The following is a 14,381-nucleotide window of genomic DNA, read 5'->3' on the forward strand; positions in this document are numbered from 1 at the left end:
TCCAAGAAGAGTCGATCCTTTTATTTCAGATTAGAATACCATCTACTACTAACATTAAGGCCAACGAGGATTCAATCCCGTCGGCCTTAAGCTAATTAAAAGAAAGCAACTAGCGATACAGATGAGCTCTATTGGCATCTTTAAAAAGATCAATCTTTTGATAGATAACCTGCTTCATTGACTCGATACACGGTGGATAGATTGCGTTAGGTTCTCTTAAGGAAAGATCTTGCAATACCTCTCTGCATTTATTGTAAAAAGCTTTTTTTATATCACTGGAGATATTTATCTTTGAGACTCCAAGCTCAACTGCTTCAGCAATTTCATTATCGGGATTATCTGATCCTCCATGTAATACGAGAGGAATGGATGTTCTGCTTGTAATCTCTTTGAGCAAATCGAGCCTTAACTTTGGCCTTTTATCTTTTGGATATATCCCGTGAGCAGTTCCTATTGCAATAGCCAATGTATCAACTTTCGTTGCAGTAACAAAGGTTTCCACATCATTAGGATTTGTAAAGATAATGTCTTCGGTTCCAGCCTCACCACCGTTACCTGTTGCTCCAATTGTCCCAAGTTCCGCTTCAACAGAAACCCCGGCAGCGTGTGCAAGCTCTACGATTTTTTGAGTAATCTCTATGTTTTGCTCAAATGAATAAGTTGATGAATCTATCATGACTGAGGTAAATCCACACGCAATAGCCCTCACTACTTGTTGAAAGGATGAGCCATGATCAAGATGAATGCAAACCGGAATCGAAGCCTTATGGGCTTCTTCTCTCACGGCAGCAACAAAACTTTCATTTGTGAACGAGAGTTCATCCGGGTGGATGGCAATGATTACCGGGGCTAGTTTTTCTTCACAGGCTTCCATGACTCCCTTGAGAATCATGCTGCTACTAGTGTTGAATGCTGGTACGGCAAACTTGTTCCTTTGTGCAACTTCTAGAATTTCTTTCATGGTTACAAGCATACTACTATTCTCCTACTTTATACGGTGACGACATCCGCACCGTATTGTTTTAATAATTTTAGATTATCTTCACTGATATTGGTATCTGTGATTAAAAGCCCGGTGTTCTTGAGCGATTCGACAAAAGTGAATGCAGTAGTCCCAATCTTTGAGGAGTCAGCTGCATATATTGTACGTTTTGCATTATTGCCCATAATTCTCTTTACTGCTGCTTCCTGCGGATTGGCTGCAAAGTATCCATCAGGAATAAGAATCCCACTTATTCCTAGAATCGCTTTATCTGTTCTATATTGCTTAAGAAATTCTTCACAGCTAGTACCAATAATTGAATCAGTATTCTTCTCAAGCTCACCGCCGGTAATAAGCACCTTGTTCTCATTGACACCAGCAAGGGTCTGAGCTACAGATGGCGAATTTGAGACAACCATTAATCTTTTATGAGATAGAAGCGCTCTGGCAATAAGCAAGGAAGTACTCCCTGAATCGAGAAAAATACTTTCTCCATCAGATATCAACGAAGCCACATAATTTGCAATCCTTTCTTTCTCTGCTGTTTCATTCTCTAACCGTGCCCTAATATTCGTCGTTTGCCAGATAGAACGGTCAAGACAGCTGATTGCCCCACCATGAGTACGAACAAGTTTTCCAGAATCTTCAAGAAGAATTAAATCTCTTCTAATAGTAACTTCGGTCACATTAAACTCTTGAGCCAGTTCATACACATCAGCCCTTCGTTTTTGATTGATGTATTGTATTATTCCCAGCCTTCGTTCTTCAACAAATTCCTTTTTCATCATATTCCTATACTCCTACTGAGAGCAAACCCGCAATAAAGGCATCTCCCAATCCAATAGTGGTAAGGCAATTTTCTCGTATTGCATAACTTGGAACACAACATAGATTATCATTTTTTTCACAAAACTTTTGCATTATTAATCCTTCCGGGCAATAAGGCAGATTCATAGGGATTTTTGCCTGATTGAGAAGGTGGCATGTCGCAAAATCAACCCCTGTCTGAAGTGCTTTCTTAATTCTCAATGCATTTTCCCCACAGGCAATCACATACGATTGTGTATGAATAATTACTATTGGTACTCCAAGCATCTGTCTGACAGACATAATTGACTGGATTTTTTGTTCAGCCGTTAATAAAGGCCCATGTACAAGTTCCATCAATTCTTCTTCGTTCATACTATAGATGGAAAGGCAAGGGCAAAGGTAATCAATAACAAACTCTCGATAAGCAGGCTTATGAAAACATCCATCTTCATAGATGATAGTTAAATTCTTATTCAATAATGATATTTGATTCAATATCTCCAAAAGACGAGTTTCAAGGATTCTTACATCATGAATAGCATTGAATCCGCTGAGTAAAAGAACTTCATAATCTTGTGCACGAAAAAAGAAATCATAATTAATTCGCATGTTTCGAACTACAGGATTATTATTAATAATTATCCTATTTGACTGCAATGCTATAATAATTTGCTGATCAACCTGTACTTGTAAACCTTGGTTGAACTGAATAATGTAATGATGCCTTAACTCCTCATTTTTATAACTGGTAACCACTTCTACAAAAGAATCAATAAATTCTTTATCTTCATCTGTGTAAGACACACAATGAAGCAAAACCTTATGTCCATTCTTCACGAGTAAGTTAGCAGCCCTTGCTGCTGTTCCTCCAATCGATTCAATATAAGGAAAATTTTCAGATAATTGTTCAAGAACTTGGGGATTCCAAATATAATACTCTCCGCCTTTTTGATGTATAATGCAATCTAAAAGTGTGCAGAGAACCTCTTTTTCTGTCTGCAATTTGGCATAGAACCTGATATCATCACCATGAATATGAAGACGATCAATACTTTCTTGCAATAATGAAGAGTTCATAGTAATTAAACGATCAATATTATTACCGAAACCTAGTGCAATCCTATGTTTATTCTGCATCAAACCCTCATATATAGCATACTTTAGAACAGATTACCCCGTCAATGATAAAAACAGTATTAATTATGCAATATGAATGATTATTTATGAAAGAAAAAGTCAGTTTTCAAATTATCTAGATTCATTAATAAATCTGTAAGTATCTCAAATTCCCGACCTAATTATATCAGGTCTCCTCGTCTTCCTGTTCGTCATCATTTTCAGGCTCTATTGGCTTCTCAAGATTCACTATCTTTCCCTTCCAATGGTACTCTATCTTTAAGAGGCTGAAGATCAGCCTCTGGGCCTTGGTGGGTACCGTCCACAGGTCCTTGTAGGTGCCGGTGAAGTGGATTCTGGAATAGGTCGACACCTTGTTCAACATGTCCTTGAAATCCCAGTACTTCCTGTCCCTGGGCTTGATGGCCGAGACCTTGCCTCTCAGGTCGTTGAGCAGGATGAGGGTGATGAAGTTGACGAAAAGCCTGCCCTTCATGGTCTTCTCTGTGTGCACGTTGAGCCTGTTGCAGTCCAAGAGGTTCTTGTGAATGTCAAGGAGTTTTTTCTCTGATGGTAAAAACATCTTACCGCTCACAGGTTCTTCATGTCGTCGAAGTGGAACTCGATGTCGCACCTGCGGTTGTAGTGCCCCAGAGCCTTCGATGCATCCTTCTCCGCATTGGTGAGGATGATCCAGAACCCGCTGTAGCCGTCGATGTAGGCATTGACGGCCTGCTCGTTGAGGCTGACCTTCCTTCCCCTCTTGGGTGTATCCTTGACGGTGAAGTAGGTGTCGTACAGGTTCCTGTGTTTCTCGAAGGCAGCCCCGCTTGCAAGCTCCTCCTCGCACTTCCGCAGCTTGAGCATCAGCGATGCGATGTCCTGCTCCTTCCTGACGGGGTCGAAGTAGACATGCCTCCAGGTCCTGCCGTAGGACTCGGTCTTGTAGTCGGTGACGCCATAGATGTAGGACTTGTCGTCCTCGGGATTGCGGATGATGTTGGCGGGTCTTCGGATTGAGGGCCTGACCTTGTCGATCAATTCCTTCTGCCACTTGAGGCTGGAGGGGACGGGGATGGTGAACTTCTGTCCCTTATCCGCTATGTTCCTGAGGTTCGCCTCGCTGTAGAAGCCCCGGTCGCCGACCAGGTTGATGTCCTTCACATCGAGCTTTTCCAGGCTGCGCAGCACATGGTCGAGGACGAGTGAATCGGACATGCTCCCGGGCAATTCCGAGTACCAGAGAGGGACGTTCGACGAGTGGGCGCTGAGCAGGCCGAGGTTTATCTGCCTCAGGTTCTCGTGGTCCCGGTTGTACCCCCGCTCCACATAGGTGTTGTTTTTTCCATAGGACGAAATCGAGGTTATATCGAAAAGCAGTGCCTTTTTCTTCGCCTGCTTGGCAATCCAAAGCTGTGTTTTGTCAAGCAAAAATCCTTGGTCTAATCACCAGGGAATCCCGTGTCTAATCACGGGAAATTCCCGGGTTTTATCATCTGCACAGGAATCTATGCAGATATCCAGAAACTATGGCTTGTAATCAGGGACATCCTCATATTCATCCTCAATCACAAAGATCACGTTTGGATCCGTTTCCCCATGCAGCTGATGTGCAATTTTACCTTTCAGGTAGGCAAGCTTGTTGCCCAGGTAAGCCATCTCGTTCTCGATCTTGTCCAAGCCGTACAACAGTCGAAGCCTTCCTTCAGGGCTTTGGTACTGCATTACTATCTTTCTGGCCTGCTCATGCAGGTCCTGTTCCGAGTATTCATGCGGGCTGGGTTCTATCCCCAACCGGTCCAATATGATCTGCTCGAGCTCCTCGGTGAATTTTGTACCGTCGTATCGGTAACACGAACGCAATTCACGCAAGTATTGTTTGTCAACGACCATGTTCGTCACCCCCTTTCGACCGCTCGGATGCGGTCTTCCGCATCAATGCATGCTCCATCCGGTAGCTCTGCCCCTCGAACACAAGCAGGTGCCCATGGTGGATGAGCCTGTCGATCATTGCTGCAGCCATCTGCTGGTCGGTGAAGATGCCACCCCACTTGGAAAACTCGAGGTTCGTCGTAAGAATGAGGCTTTTGCTCTCGTAGCTGTCGCTGATGATGCGGAACAGGAGCTGGGACCCCTCCTTGTCCACCGGTACGTACCCCCACTCATCAAGAATGAGCAGATCCAGTCTGCGTATGTCCGACACCAAGCGTTCCAAGACTCCGTTCTTCCGTGCCTCGGCCAGTTTCAGCACCAGCTCGGTCACCGTATAGAACCGGGCTGCAAGGCCCATCTCGCAGGCCTTCATCCCCAGTGCTATGGCCATATGCGTTTTCCCGGTTCCCACCGGTCCATAGCAGACCAGGTTGGTCTTCCTGCCAATGAATTCGCAGCCTTCCAGTTCCACCCTGGTAATGGAAGGCGGCAGGCGCACATGAGAATAGTCGTAGCCTTCCATGCTCTTGGGCATGGGAAACCGGGCCCGGTTGAGCAGCCTGGAGCGTTTTGAGCGTTCCCGGCTCTCCACCTCCATTGACAGCACGTCATGCAGGAACTCTTCCTGCCTCGGCGTTGCCTGCTGGCACAACGCTACCAGTTGTTGGGAAAGGAACAGTTTCCGGCACATGTCCGATATCTCTTCCCTACGTTGGATGCGGATGGTTGAAGTCATCATCATGGCTGCACCCTCCGTTGTTCCAGAAGCTGGTCGTACAACGAAAGGTCGGGACCGGCGTCCAGGTCGGTTTGGTCCCCGAACTCCGCCATCCTCGCCGCAAACACCATTGCATCGCTGAACGGGGCGTTGCCGGGGTTCCTCAGCACCAGGTCGAACGCATCAAGTGCTCTTTCGAAGCTGTAGCGCTCGCTCAGCAGGTTCATCGTTCGCAGGGCATCCTTCAGCGATTCCCTGTCCAGCGCATCGAGATAATCGCGTACGGGGGAGGACACCATCTCCCTCACACCGCTGTTGGGCCACGCTCCCACATTTCTCATGAGTACGGCCATGGAGGTTCTTGGGTCGACGCTGTCGGACCGCTCCTTGCCGAATTTGCGGACGTGGCTCACCAGGATCTTGCGCTTCTCGTCATAGATGTCGACGGTGTGGGCCCGGATGCCCACCAGCACTTCGCTTCCCCGGTATTCGGGACGGGTTGAGTAATGGTGGTTGCCGTCAATCTCCACCTTCCCGTACCCGTCGGCCTTGGCGTACACATACCGACAGACATCAAAACGGTGTCGGGGCAGCGGCAGCAGTGCCTCGCGGTCCTGTTCGAAAAGCTCGCCTATGATTGTGTTCTTCTTGTAATGGGTATTTCCCTGAAAGCTCGTCGCCTGCTCCAGCAAGCCCTTGTTGTATTGCTGCAGGTCGTCGAACTCGGGCAGGGGAACGAACCGGTTCCTGCGGACCGTGCCGATTTTATTCTCGACGCACCCCTTTTCCCATCCACTACCCGGACTGCAGAATCGTATGGAGAAGCCGTAGTGAGCCCTGAATTGGGCGAAGAGCTTCGCTTCCCGTATCTCCTGCCCGATGCGACGACCTGCTCCGGTGGCATTGTCTATCACAACCAGGGGGAAGACTCCGCCGATGAACTCAAAGACGTCCTGAAAGCCCTGGCAGATGCATTCGCTGGTCTCTCCGTTGAACATCTGGGGAAAATCCGCATTTGAATTCGGAAACACGCAGACAAGATAATGCTTGCGCTGCTTGACGCCTCTTTCATAGCAGTCCGCCTCGCCGAAGTCCCCCTGGGCCTCACCCGGATGCCATACCAGCTCCTGGCAGGCCCTGTAACTCGAGCGTTGTGCACGTGTTTTCCTCACATACCGCGATACCGTTGGGTAGGAGCAACCGAATTCCGGATGCAGCTCCACCAACCTGTCATAGACGCGCTGGGCGGTATGGCGCTGTTTCGAATTCTCCTTTTCATCGTTGGAAAGCCATCCGTCTATCTGCGGCTTGTAGGGGTCCAGCTTGCTGGGCAACCCCTCCTTCTTTTGAGGCGGCTTCGGTGAGAAGTCTTCCATGCAGAGGTACTTCCTCGCCGTCTTCTCATCGACCGATACTTCCCTGGCAATCCTTGCCACTGAGTATCCCTCTTTCCTCAAATCTCTGATACAATTGATTTGGGACATGTTGAGCACTTCTCCTTTCTCCTTTAATGTATTTGTTTCTACATCAAAGGTTACTTTCCAAAGGGCAGCTTCTCAACTGTCCCTTTGAACAATCCCGGGAATTTCCCGTGATCAGACCAAGGAAGATGAAGTGATCTTTCTAGGGATTTTTAGTTTACGCTACACACGTCCTTCACCTTCTCGCTGAGCACTTGGATGAGCTTCGAGTGGTTTACCGTATCGAAGAACCTCTCCAAGTCCATGTCGACCACCCAGTCGTACCCCTCGTTTGCATTCGCGAGGCATTGCCTCAGTGCATCAAGGGCACCCCTCCCGGGTCGGAAGCCATAGCTGTGTTCACTGAATTCGGGTTCATAGATTTCGGACAGCACTTGGGCGATGGCTTGCTGCACCATCCTGTCCATGACCCTTGGGATTCCCAGGTTTCTCGTCTTGCCCCCTTCCTTAGGTATCTCCACCCTTAGGACCGGTTTGGGACGGTACTTCCCCTCCCGAATCTGCCCCTTGAGATTTTCGAGCCCCATCGCCGTTATCTGGCTGAGCAGCCCGTCCGTCCCGACACCGTCCACCCCGGCGCTCCCCTTGTTGGCGCACACTCTGTCGTACGCCTTCTGGAGGTTCCGGCTGTCCAGTATCCTTTCGAGCAAATCCGTTCGTTTTGCGTCGGTCGTGTTGTTTTCAGACATCCCACACCCTCTCGGCTCCCCCTGTCCACCTTCCACATTCCGTGCTTCCAGTGTCCCGGGTCTGCCACCACTACGTGTACAGGTTCTGCCGTCTTCGATAAGCGAGGTATCCTTCATTTACTACGTCCCTCCTGACGTTCCGGCCTTCAGGGTTTCCCCCTACTATGCCTTCATCTGACTTCTTGCAGAGACTGGCCCCTATTCTTGGTTATTCAGGGCTTTCGCCATCCTTGGCGTTGATAGCCTAGGCTCATCTGCAAGACCTCCTCGGGTAAGAACATCCTCTTTCCTTCCATCCGCCTGCCCCATTTACACCCCCGGTTCCGTATAGCCTTCGGACTTCGGTTTGACTAGCAACCTTATCCACCGGGAAATGCCTTATGGGATTTCTGTTCGTCAGGCCAGAAGTTTGCCGCCGGCTTTCTTCAGATTCCTCCTCACAGAGGACACCCTTGCCCTTGGCTATGTACTTGGCGCTATCACCCGTACTCGGGACTTTCACCCTTTAGAGATATGCTCATACCGAGCGCACTAGATACTGGTAAGCCAAGCTTACCACCTATTCCTTGAGTTGTACCCCGTCCTCGACTATCAAGGCAGTCTCCACCCCCTCCACCTGTACGTCATGCATGGACAGCTGCACATTTCTCAGCCTGATTCCCCTCCCTACGGGCTCGGGAAGGCCTTCATACATCTCACTCTCCTCAACAGGAGTAAGCCCTGTCTTGGCCACCGTGAAGGTGCAGTTGCGAATCACCAAATCCTTGATGGGTGCTTCAGGAAGACCGACGATGAAAGCCGCCGATGAGGTGGAATCTTCACTGATGCAGTTTTCAATGACAACCTGTTCGATGCTCGGTGTTGTGGACGTGATCGCTTTCTTCTCCAATGAGAAATCCTCCTTATCGAGGCTGCCGCAACGGTAGTACATGTTCAAGGTGAGGGGACAAAGATTTCTCTTCATTCGTACTGATTCGAAATGAAGATTGGCAATGGCACCTCCTCGACCTCTTCGAGTCTTGATCCTGATACCCCTGTCGGTCCCATCGAACAAACAATCCCTTACTCTCACATCCCTGATGCCTGCAGCCGTCTCACTGCCGATGACAGCCCCTCCGTGGGCGCTCTTTACGGTGCATCCCTCGATGAGGACATCGGTGGTAGGCATGTTGGTGGCAACCCCATCGGGGCCGCTGCCGCTCTTCAGTGCAATACCATCATCACCAACATCCACAAAGCACTCCTTGATGGTCACAAAACGACATGAATCGACATCGATTCCATCGGTATTGGGTGCATCCTTGGGATTGAGGATGGTCAAACTCCGAAAAATGAGGTTTGTGCTGTACAGCGGATGCAACGTCCAGAATGGACTGTTCTGCAGGGTAAGACCTTCGAGTTTCACATTGTTGCTGTGAAGGATCTGCACCAAGGGAGGACGCAAAAACTGGCTCTGCCGCCCTCCTCCGCCACCGCTCTGGCTCTCATAACCGGGATTCAGGAGTGCAAGTTCGTGTTCCAAGGGGGAAACCGGCCCTTTCTGGCTGTTGCGCTTCCGATTTGCTGCTTCCCACCACCATCCGCCGTTTCCATCAAGGACGCCTTCACCGCGGACGATTAGTCCATCTGCCTCCTCAATGAGCACGCAGGGGTGCATGCAGTAGCAATTCACCCCTTCCCATCGGGAGTACACCGGCCGATACAGCGTTTCATCTGCAATGAACTTGATGACTGCACCTTTATCCAGCTCAATGACCAGATTCTTTGCCCTGATATGCAACGGACCGGTCAGATAGGTTCCCTCCTCTAAGTGGAGCACTCCTCCCTCTGAGAGTGCACCGAAAGCCTTGACAAAGGCCTCACTATCATTATTCAGGCCATCGCCGACGGCCCCGAAGCTTCTCAACGTGTACTGTCGCATCTCACTCTCCTCACATTCCTTTACTTTTCCGATTATAGCACCTACAATTCTCATCATGAAACAGATAGGACTAAGAGCCCATGACCTGGGCACATTCAACTCCATCGAGGACCTCGCCAGCGAGGTCGGCAGATACGGAACCTCGATTCCCATCCAGCTGGCCCTCAAGAAGGTCCTGAGAAACGCCCCGGACGCCAGTGCGTATACCGAGGCTTTCATCGTATCGATCCGAGAAGCACTTGCCGTCCACGGCTCCTACGTCGGCGTCTTCGGATGCTACATCAATCCAGTACATCCGGACAAGGCGGTACGGGACGAACAGTTGAGCAGATTCGAGAGCCACCTTAAGTATGCCAGGCTCCTCGGCTGTCCTCTCGTCGGAACAGAAACAGGCTCCCTTACTCCGGACTGCTCCTACAACCCGGACACCGCCGATCCAAAGGTTCTTGACGTCTTCTATCGAAGCATCGAGCGACTTTTGGAAGCTGCAGTCAAGTACGATGCCATCGTCGGGGTCGAGGCGGTAAGCAAGCAGCACACCATCAGTACCATTAAAAGAATGGCTGATTTGGTGGAAAAGTTCGACACCCCGCACCTGAAGGTCATCTACGACCCGACCAACCTGGTTCCCTGGATCGGCATTGCCGAACAGGATGGCGCGTGTCGCGGAATTCCTTCACCCCAAGCACAGAAAGACTTTTTCTGCAGTGCGCTTGACGCCTTCGGCTCCAAGATTGCTGCAATCCACGTCAAAGATTACCGACTCAACGAGCAGGGCTTCAAGATCGGGGACCTGACGGTAGGACAAGGGGTGCTCGACTGGAAGTTCCTCTTCTCCGAGCTCAGAAGAAGGAACATCGAAGTACCCGCCCTGCTTGAGGATTTGACTGTCTCCACCTTGAACGAGACCCTGGCTCTCCTACGAACATACTGAAGCACGCCCTCATAGCGCTCAAGGCTCTTTAATGACACGTTTTTGTACAATTCAGCCCTTCTAGAACAGGAAGGGCTGTGCGAATGAGACCGGACGCTTATTGTCTGCAAGCACCTTGGAGAGATAGGCGGTATCCAAATCCAAGTGCGAGACCAGACGAAGCAACAGTTCCTCGGGCACCAGGTTCTGCTCGCAGAACAGGAAAATGAGCGCCTTCTCGGCAATATTTTGCGGCTTGAGGGCGTTGAAGAAAATCTCCTCATCCCGCTTTCCCCTATACCGTTCACAGAAGTTCTGATAGAGCATCGAGTGCTCGATATCACCCTTGAGGGCGGAAAGCTCGGCAAGCAAGGGCTTCTCTTCCCCACGGGCGGCCATCTCCCCAAGCGGCTTGAGATGGAAAAAGGTGTACTCCTTGCCCGGCAGGTAGTGGTGCTCGTCACATCTGGCGGCGTAATTCGGTTCCAGGGAGCTGTCCTTGTGGGAATCACCCCCGACGATGATCAAAGGATCAAAGTAGAGAGCCGGACACTCCTGACCATCCACCTGATAGTAGCGATACGTATAGAAGGCATCATTGATGCAGTCGGAATGCTCGCAATAGGCGGTCAGAGGAATGACGTCGGTGGCGATGTCAAGCATCAAGCGGGCGGTGGAGTTGAACAAATCCCGCCTGAAATTGAGGATCAGGGTGGGAAATATGAACATCACCCCCCGTTCATAACTGTGGTTGCGCACCACATACGCCAACCGCTCGTCAAAAAAGGAGGCCTCGTCGATGATGAACGTCCCCACGGTGGGGTTGTCGGCCAACACCTGCTCCAACCCGAAAGAGTCGCGTATTTTGGCGATATTCTGACCACAGCTTACATAGCCGCTGCGATAGCAGAGTGCGTCCTCCGGATATTCGGTGAATCGGGCACCATCAATCTCGGAGCGGATGAAGAAGACCTTACGACGGTCCACCTCACCGCTGCTGGTCAGCATCCTGACCTTCTCGCCCTTTTTCTGGGCAATGGCTGCATCACGCCAGACGCGAGCAGCAAATTCAGTTTTCCCGGACCCCATGGGCCCAATCAACAGGACCCGGCGTCCGGGCAGGGTAAAATCAAAATGGGAGAACGTATCGTGAACATCCAAGGTGGGAAATCCCAGGCTCTTGAGGAAATCCGTCCCCCCGCTCTTATGCTCAATTCGCCCCATGCTGCCCCTCTACGATGGCAATGCTGGACGAAGCTCCAATCCGGGTGGCCCCTGCATCGATCATGGCACGGGCATCGGCATAGGTGCGTACTCCGCCTGAAGCTTTTACACCCAGCTCCGCTCCGACAGCCTTTCTCATCAGCTTGATATCTTCCACTGTAGCTCCTCCGGTTGAGAAGCCGGTTGATGTCTTTACGAAATCAGCACCACTGGCCTTGGCGAGCCTGCAGGCTCGTACCTTCTCTTCATCGGTAAGCAGGCAGGTCTCGATGATAACCTTCAGCGCCGCCTTTCCGCAGGCTGCCTTAACCATGGCAATATCATCCTGTACCAAATCATCATCGTGGTTCTTCAGGTATCCGATATTGATGACCATATCAACTTCGTCGGCTCCAGCCAACACCGCTTTCTTGGCCTCATAGGCCTTGCTTTCACTGGACATGGCGCCCAACGGGAATCCAACCACGGTGCACACTTTCACCTCGCTCTTTTCCAAGAGCTTGGCGCACAAGGCAACCCAGCAACTGTTAACGCAGACTGATGCGAATTTGTACTGGTCTGCTTCCTTGCAAATCTGTTCAATCTTGTCGCGAGTCGCATTGGCAGCGAGCACCGTGTGGTCGATATACTTGGCGATATCATCTTGTTTCATTGGCAACCTCCAAAGCATCTGGTACTACTGCAAGCTTACTCCAAAAAGGGTGTGCAAGCAACGAGAATAGCATCCCAAGCTTGACGAAGGGAGGAGCACGCTATACCCTAGCACCATGATTCTTCAAACCATCGAACAATACTATACCTGGGCTTTGATTGCCATCCTTTTGCTCAATTTTGCCCAGCGGAAAATTCCGGGAACCACGAAAAAACGGTTCGCGACCATCTATCTTGCCTCCATCCTCCTGCTCTTCGAGGTAGGAGTGGTAACAATTTTGGCGAGGGAGCTGAACCATAACTGGGCTTGGCTGGTATTGGCACTCTGTGTCGTTCTCCTCTACGTGTTCAGAAACAAAGCCCTTCCCTTCAGACTGCATTGTGCATCTTGCAACAAACGTCTGGATTTCAATCACATCATCGGTCATGACGACAACCTCTGCCAAAGCTGCTACAACACGGCTCATCCAGAAGAAGCGGTCAAGGAAGAAGCCAAGAAGCCGAAACCCATTGATGAGCCTGCCGTAATCGACACCGACAAGGATGCTTCTTCGGTTGCACAAATCGACTGGGATCTTTGGGAACCGAAGGAAGTGTGTGTGATTACCTACCTCTTTAGGGATGACCAAGTCCTCTTGATCGACAAGAAGACAGGCCTCGGCCGTGGTCTGGTCAACGCTCCTGGCGGCCATATCGAGGAAACCGAGACAGCCTTGGAAGCTGCAAAGCGGGAGTTCAAGGAAGAGACCCATTTGGAGGTGGACAACCTCAGACTCGTTGGAAAGCTCAACTTCCAGTTCCGTGATGGATTGAGTGAACGCGGCTATGTCTACTTTGCCGATTCCTATACCGGAGAGATGCAGGAGACCGACGAGGCCCGTCCTTTCTGGTGTCCTGTCAGTGAAATTCCCTACGACAAGATGTGGGAGGACGACCTGCATTGGCTGCCTCCCGCTCTCGAGGGAAAAAAGTTCGAGGGATTCTTCATCTTCGACGGACAGACCATGGTGAACAAGAACGTCGTCTTTGAAGAGGACGATGAACAAGAGTGAGCTAGGCCTGGGAACCTGGCAGTTCGGAGCCTCCTACGGGTTTTGGACCGACCAGGACCAAAGCGCCAGTCGTGCCGTCCTGCGCCTCGCCCTGAAGAGCGGCATCATACATTTCGATACCGCTCCCTCGTACGGAAACGGCTTGAGTGAACAACTGCTGTCCTCGGTCTTGCAACCGAGAAACACGTTGCACGTGGCTTCCAAGTTCATGCCCAAGACGCCGGATCTGGTACGCAATGATGTGCTCAAGAGCCTGAGGCGGCTCAAGACCGAATATCTGGACATCCTCTACCTTCACTGGCCGAGCAGCGCGCTTACCATGAAACCCATCATGAGCGCCGCCTGCTCTCTCATCAAGGAAGGATTGGTCAGAGAGGTGGGAGCGTGCAATATTCCACTCTCTTATCTGGCTGAATGGGAAGACCTCCCTCTCACCGTTTTGCAAATCCCCTGCTCTCTTCTCTGGGTGCGCTCGATGGACCAATACCGTCGGTATGCCTTCGACCACGGAATGAGGTTGGTCGGGTACAGTCCCCTGGGACTGGGACTTTTAGGAGGCAACCACTCCGGTGCGCCTGATGACGGGCGCAAGAACCTGTACGTATTCCGCCCTGAAGCCCATGTACAATTCCGTTCACTCTTGGATGAACTAGCCAGGCTCGCCGGACGCAAGGGATGTACAAGCGCCCAACTTGCACTCCTATGGGCAAGAAGCCAAGGATTTTCCACCATAGTTGCAGGGGCAAGAAACAAGGAGCAGCTGTCTCAGCTGCTGCAGACATCCAACCTTGAACTTGACGAAGAGGAGAAATCGTTGTTGGATGAAAGGGCCCGAACGCTCACTTGTTGTGCGCCTTCTTCTTGGGACAACTATTTTGGTCATAGGTGGTAG

Annotated in this window: 15 protein-coding genes; 3 read left to right on the top strand and 12 right to left on the bottom strand. The window is 50.5% G+C overall.

The features are described 5' to 3' along the window. Positions 1-109 precede the first annotated feature (109 nt). From MUG09_RS16280 to MUG09_RS16325, 10 genes are all read right to left on the bottom strand, one after another. Positions 110-973: a ketose-bisphosphate aldolase gene (locus tag MUG09_RS16280; RefSeq protein ID WP_244772491.1), complete on the bottom strand. Its 864-nt coding sequence runs from the start codon at positions 971-973 to the stop codon at positions 110-112. A gap of 17 nt (positions 974-990) precedes the next feature. Next, the gene (locus MUG09_RS16285) at positions 991-1,770 is read right to left on the bottom strand and encodes a DeoR/GlpR family DNA-binding transcription regulator (protein ID WP_244772492.1); all 780 of its coding nucleotides are present in this window, start codon (positions 1,768-1,770) and stop codon (positions 991-993) included. A 4-nt stretch (positions 1,771-1,774) separates the two neighbouring features. Next, positions 1,775-2,929 (bottom strand): ADP-dependent glucokinase/phosphofructokinase, encoded by a 1,155-nt coding sequence (locus tag MUG09_RS16290; protein WP_244772493.1) that lies wholly within the window; start codon positions 2,927-2,929, stop codon positions 1,775-1,777. A 166-nt stretch (positions 2,930-3,095) separates the two neighbouring features. Beyond that, on the bottom strand, positions 3,096-3,491 hold the full coding sequence (locus MUG09_RS16295; protein ID WP_244772494.1) for a hypothetical protein: 396 nt from the start codon (positions 3,489-3,491) through the stop codon (positions 3,096-3,098). An 8-nt stretch (positions 3,492-3,499) separates the two neighbouring features. Continuing rightward, entirely contained in the window at positions 3,500-4,339 is an 840-nt protein-coding gene (locus MUG09_RS16300; RefSeq protein WP_244772495.1) for an IS1634 family transposase, read from the bottom strand. A gap of 96 nt (positions 4,340-4,435) precedes the next feature. Then, entirely contained in the window at positions 4,436-4,801 is a 366-nt protein-coding gene (locus MUG09_RS16305) for a hypothetical protein (protein WP_244771476.1), read from the bottom strand. Further along, positions 4,791-5,582: an IS21-like element helper ATPase IstB gene (istB, locus tag MUG09_RS16310; RefSeq protein ID WP_244771475.1), complete on the bottom strand. Its 792-nt coding sequence runs from the start codon at positions 5,580-5,582 to the stop codon at positions 4,791-4,793. Before istB ends, MUG09_RS16305 begins: the two co-directional genes overlap by 11 nt. Then, the gene (istA, locus tag MUG09_RS16315) at positions 5,579-7,042 is read right to left on the bottom strand and encodes an IS21 family transposase (RefSeq protein WP_244771474.1); all 1,464 of its coding nucleotides are present in this window, start codon (positions 7,040-7,042) and stop codon (positions 5,579-5,581) included. The genes istB and istA overlap by 4 nt, the downstream gene beginning before the upstream one ends. A gap of 149 nt (positions 7,043-7,191) precedes the next feature. Next, on the bottom strand, positions 7,192-7,845 hold the full coding sequence (locus tag MUG09_RS16320) for a reverse transcriptase domain-containing protein (protein WP_244772496.1): 654 nt from the start codon (positions 7,843-7,845) through the stop codon (positions 7,192-7,194). Between the two features lie 442 nt (positions 7,846-8,287). After that, a complete protein-coding gene (locus MUG09_RS16325; RefSeq protein ID WP_244772497.1) occupies positions 8,288-9,649 on the bottom strand; it encodes a glycoside hydrolase family 28 protein in 1,362 nt (453 codons plus the stop codon). 55 nt (positions 9,650-9,704) lie between these two features. On the opposite strand from MUG09_RS16325, the gene MUG09_RS16330 reads away from it, so the two are divergent. Continuing rightward, positions 9,705-10,583, top strand: coding sequence for a sugar phosphate isomerase/epimerase family protein (locus MUG09_RS16330; protein ID WP_244772498.1), 879 nt, complete (start codon positions 9,705-9,707; stop codon positions 10,581-10,583). 60 nt (positions 10,584-10,643) lie between these two features. Here MUG09_RS16330 and MUG09_RS16335 read toward each other — a convergent pair whose 3' ends face one another. Both MUG09_RS16335 and deoC read right to left on the bottom strand, forming a co-directional pair. After that, on the bottom strand, positions 10,644-11,786 hold the full coding sequence (locus MUG09_RS16335) for a thymidine kinase (RefSeq protein ID WP_244772499.1): 1,143 nt from the start codon (positions 11,784-11,786) through the stop codon (positions 10,644-10,646). Then, positions 11,773-12,438: a deoxyribose-phosphate aldolase gene (gene deoC, locus MUG09_RS16340; RefSeq protein ID WP_244772500.1), complete on the bottom strand. Its 666-nt coding sequence runs from the start codon at positions 12,436-12,438 to the stop codon at positions 11,773-11,775. Before deoC ends, MUG09_RS16335 begins: the two co-directional genes overlap by 14 nt. Positions 12,439-12,553: 115 nt before the next feature. Between deoC and MUG09_RS16345 the strand changes: the two genes are divergently transcribed. Both MUG09_RS16345 and MUG09_RS16350 read left to right on the top strand, forming a co-directional pair. Further along, positions 12,554-13,489, top strand: a complete 936-nt coding sequence (locus MUG09_RS16345; protein ID WP_244772501.1) for an NUDIX domain-containing protein — start codon at positions 12,554-12,556, stop codon at positions 13,487-13,489. Further along, positions 13,476-14,381 (top strand): aldo/keto reductase, encoded by a 906-nt coding sequence (locus MUG09_RS16350; RefSeq protein ID WP_244772502.1) that lies wholly within the window; start codon positions 13,476-13,478, stop codon positions 14,379-14,381. Before MUG09_RS16345 ends, MUG09_RS16350 begins: the two co-directional genes overlap by 14 nt.

It is taken from the genome of Sphaerochaeta associata, assembly GCF_022869165.1.
In the GTDB taxonomy this organism is placed as follows: Bacteria; Spirochaetota; Spirochaetia; order Sphaerochaetales; family Sphaerochaetaceae; genus Sphaerochaeta; species Sphaerochaeta associata.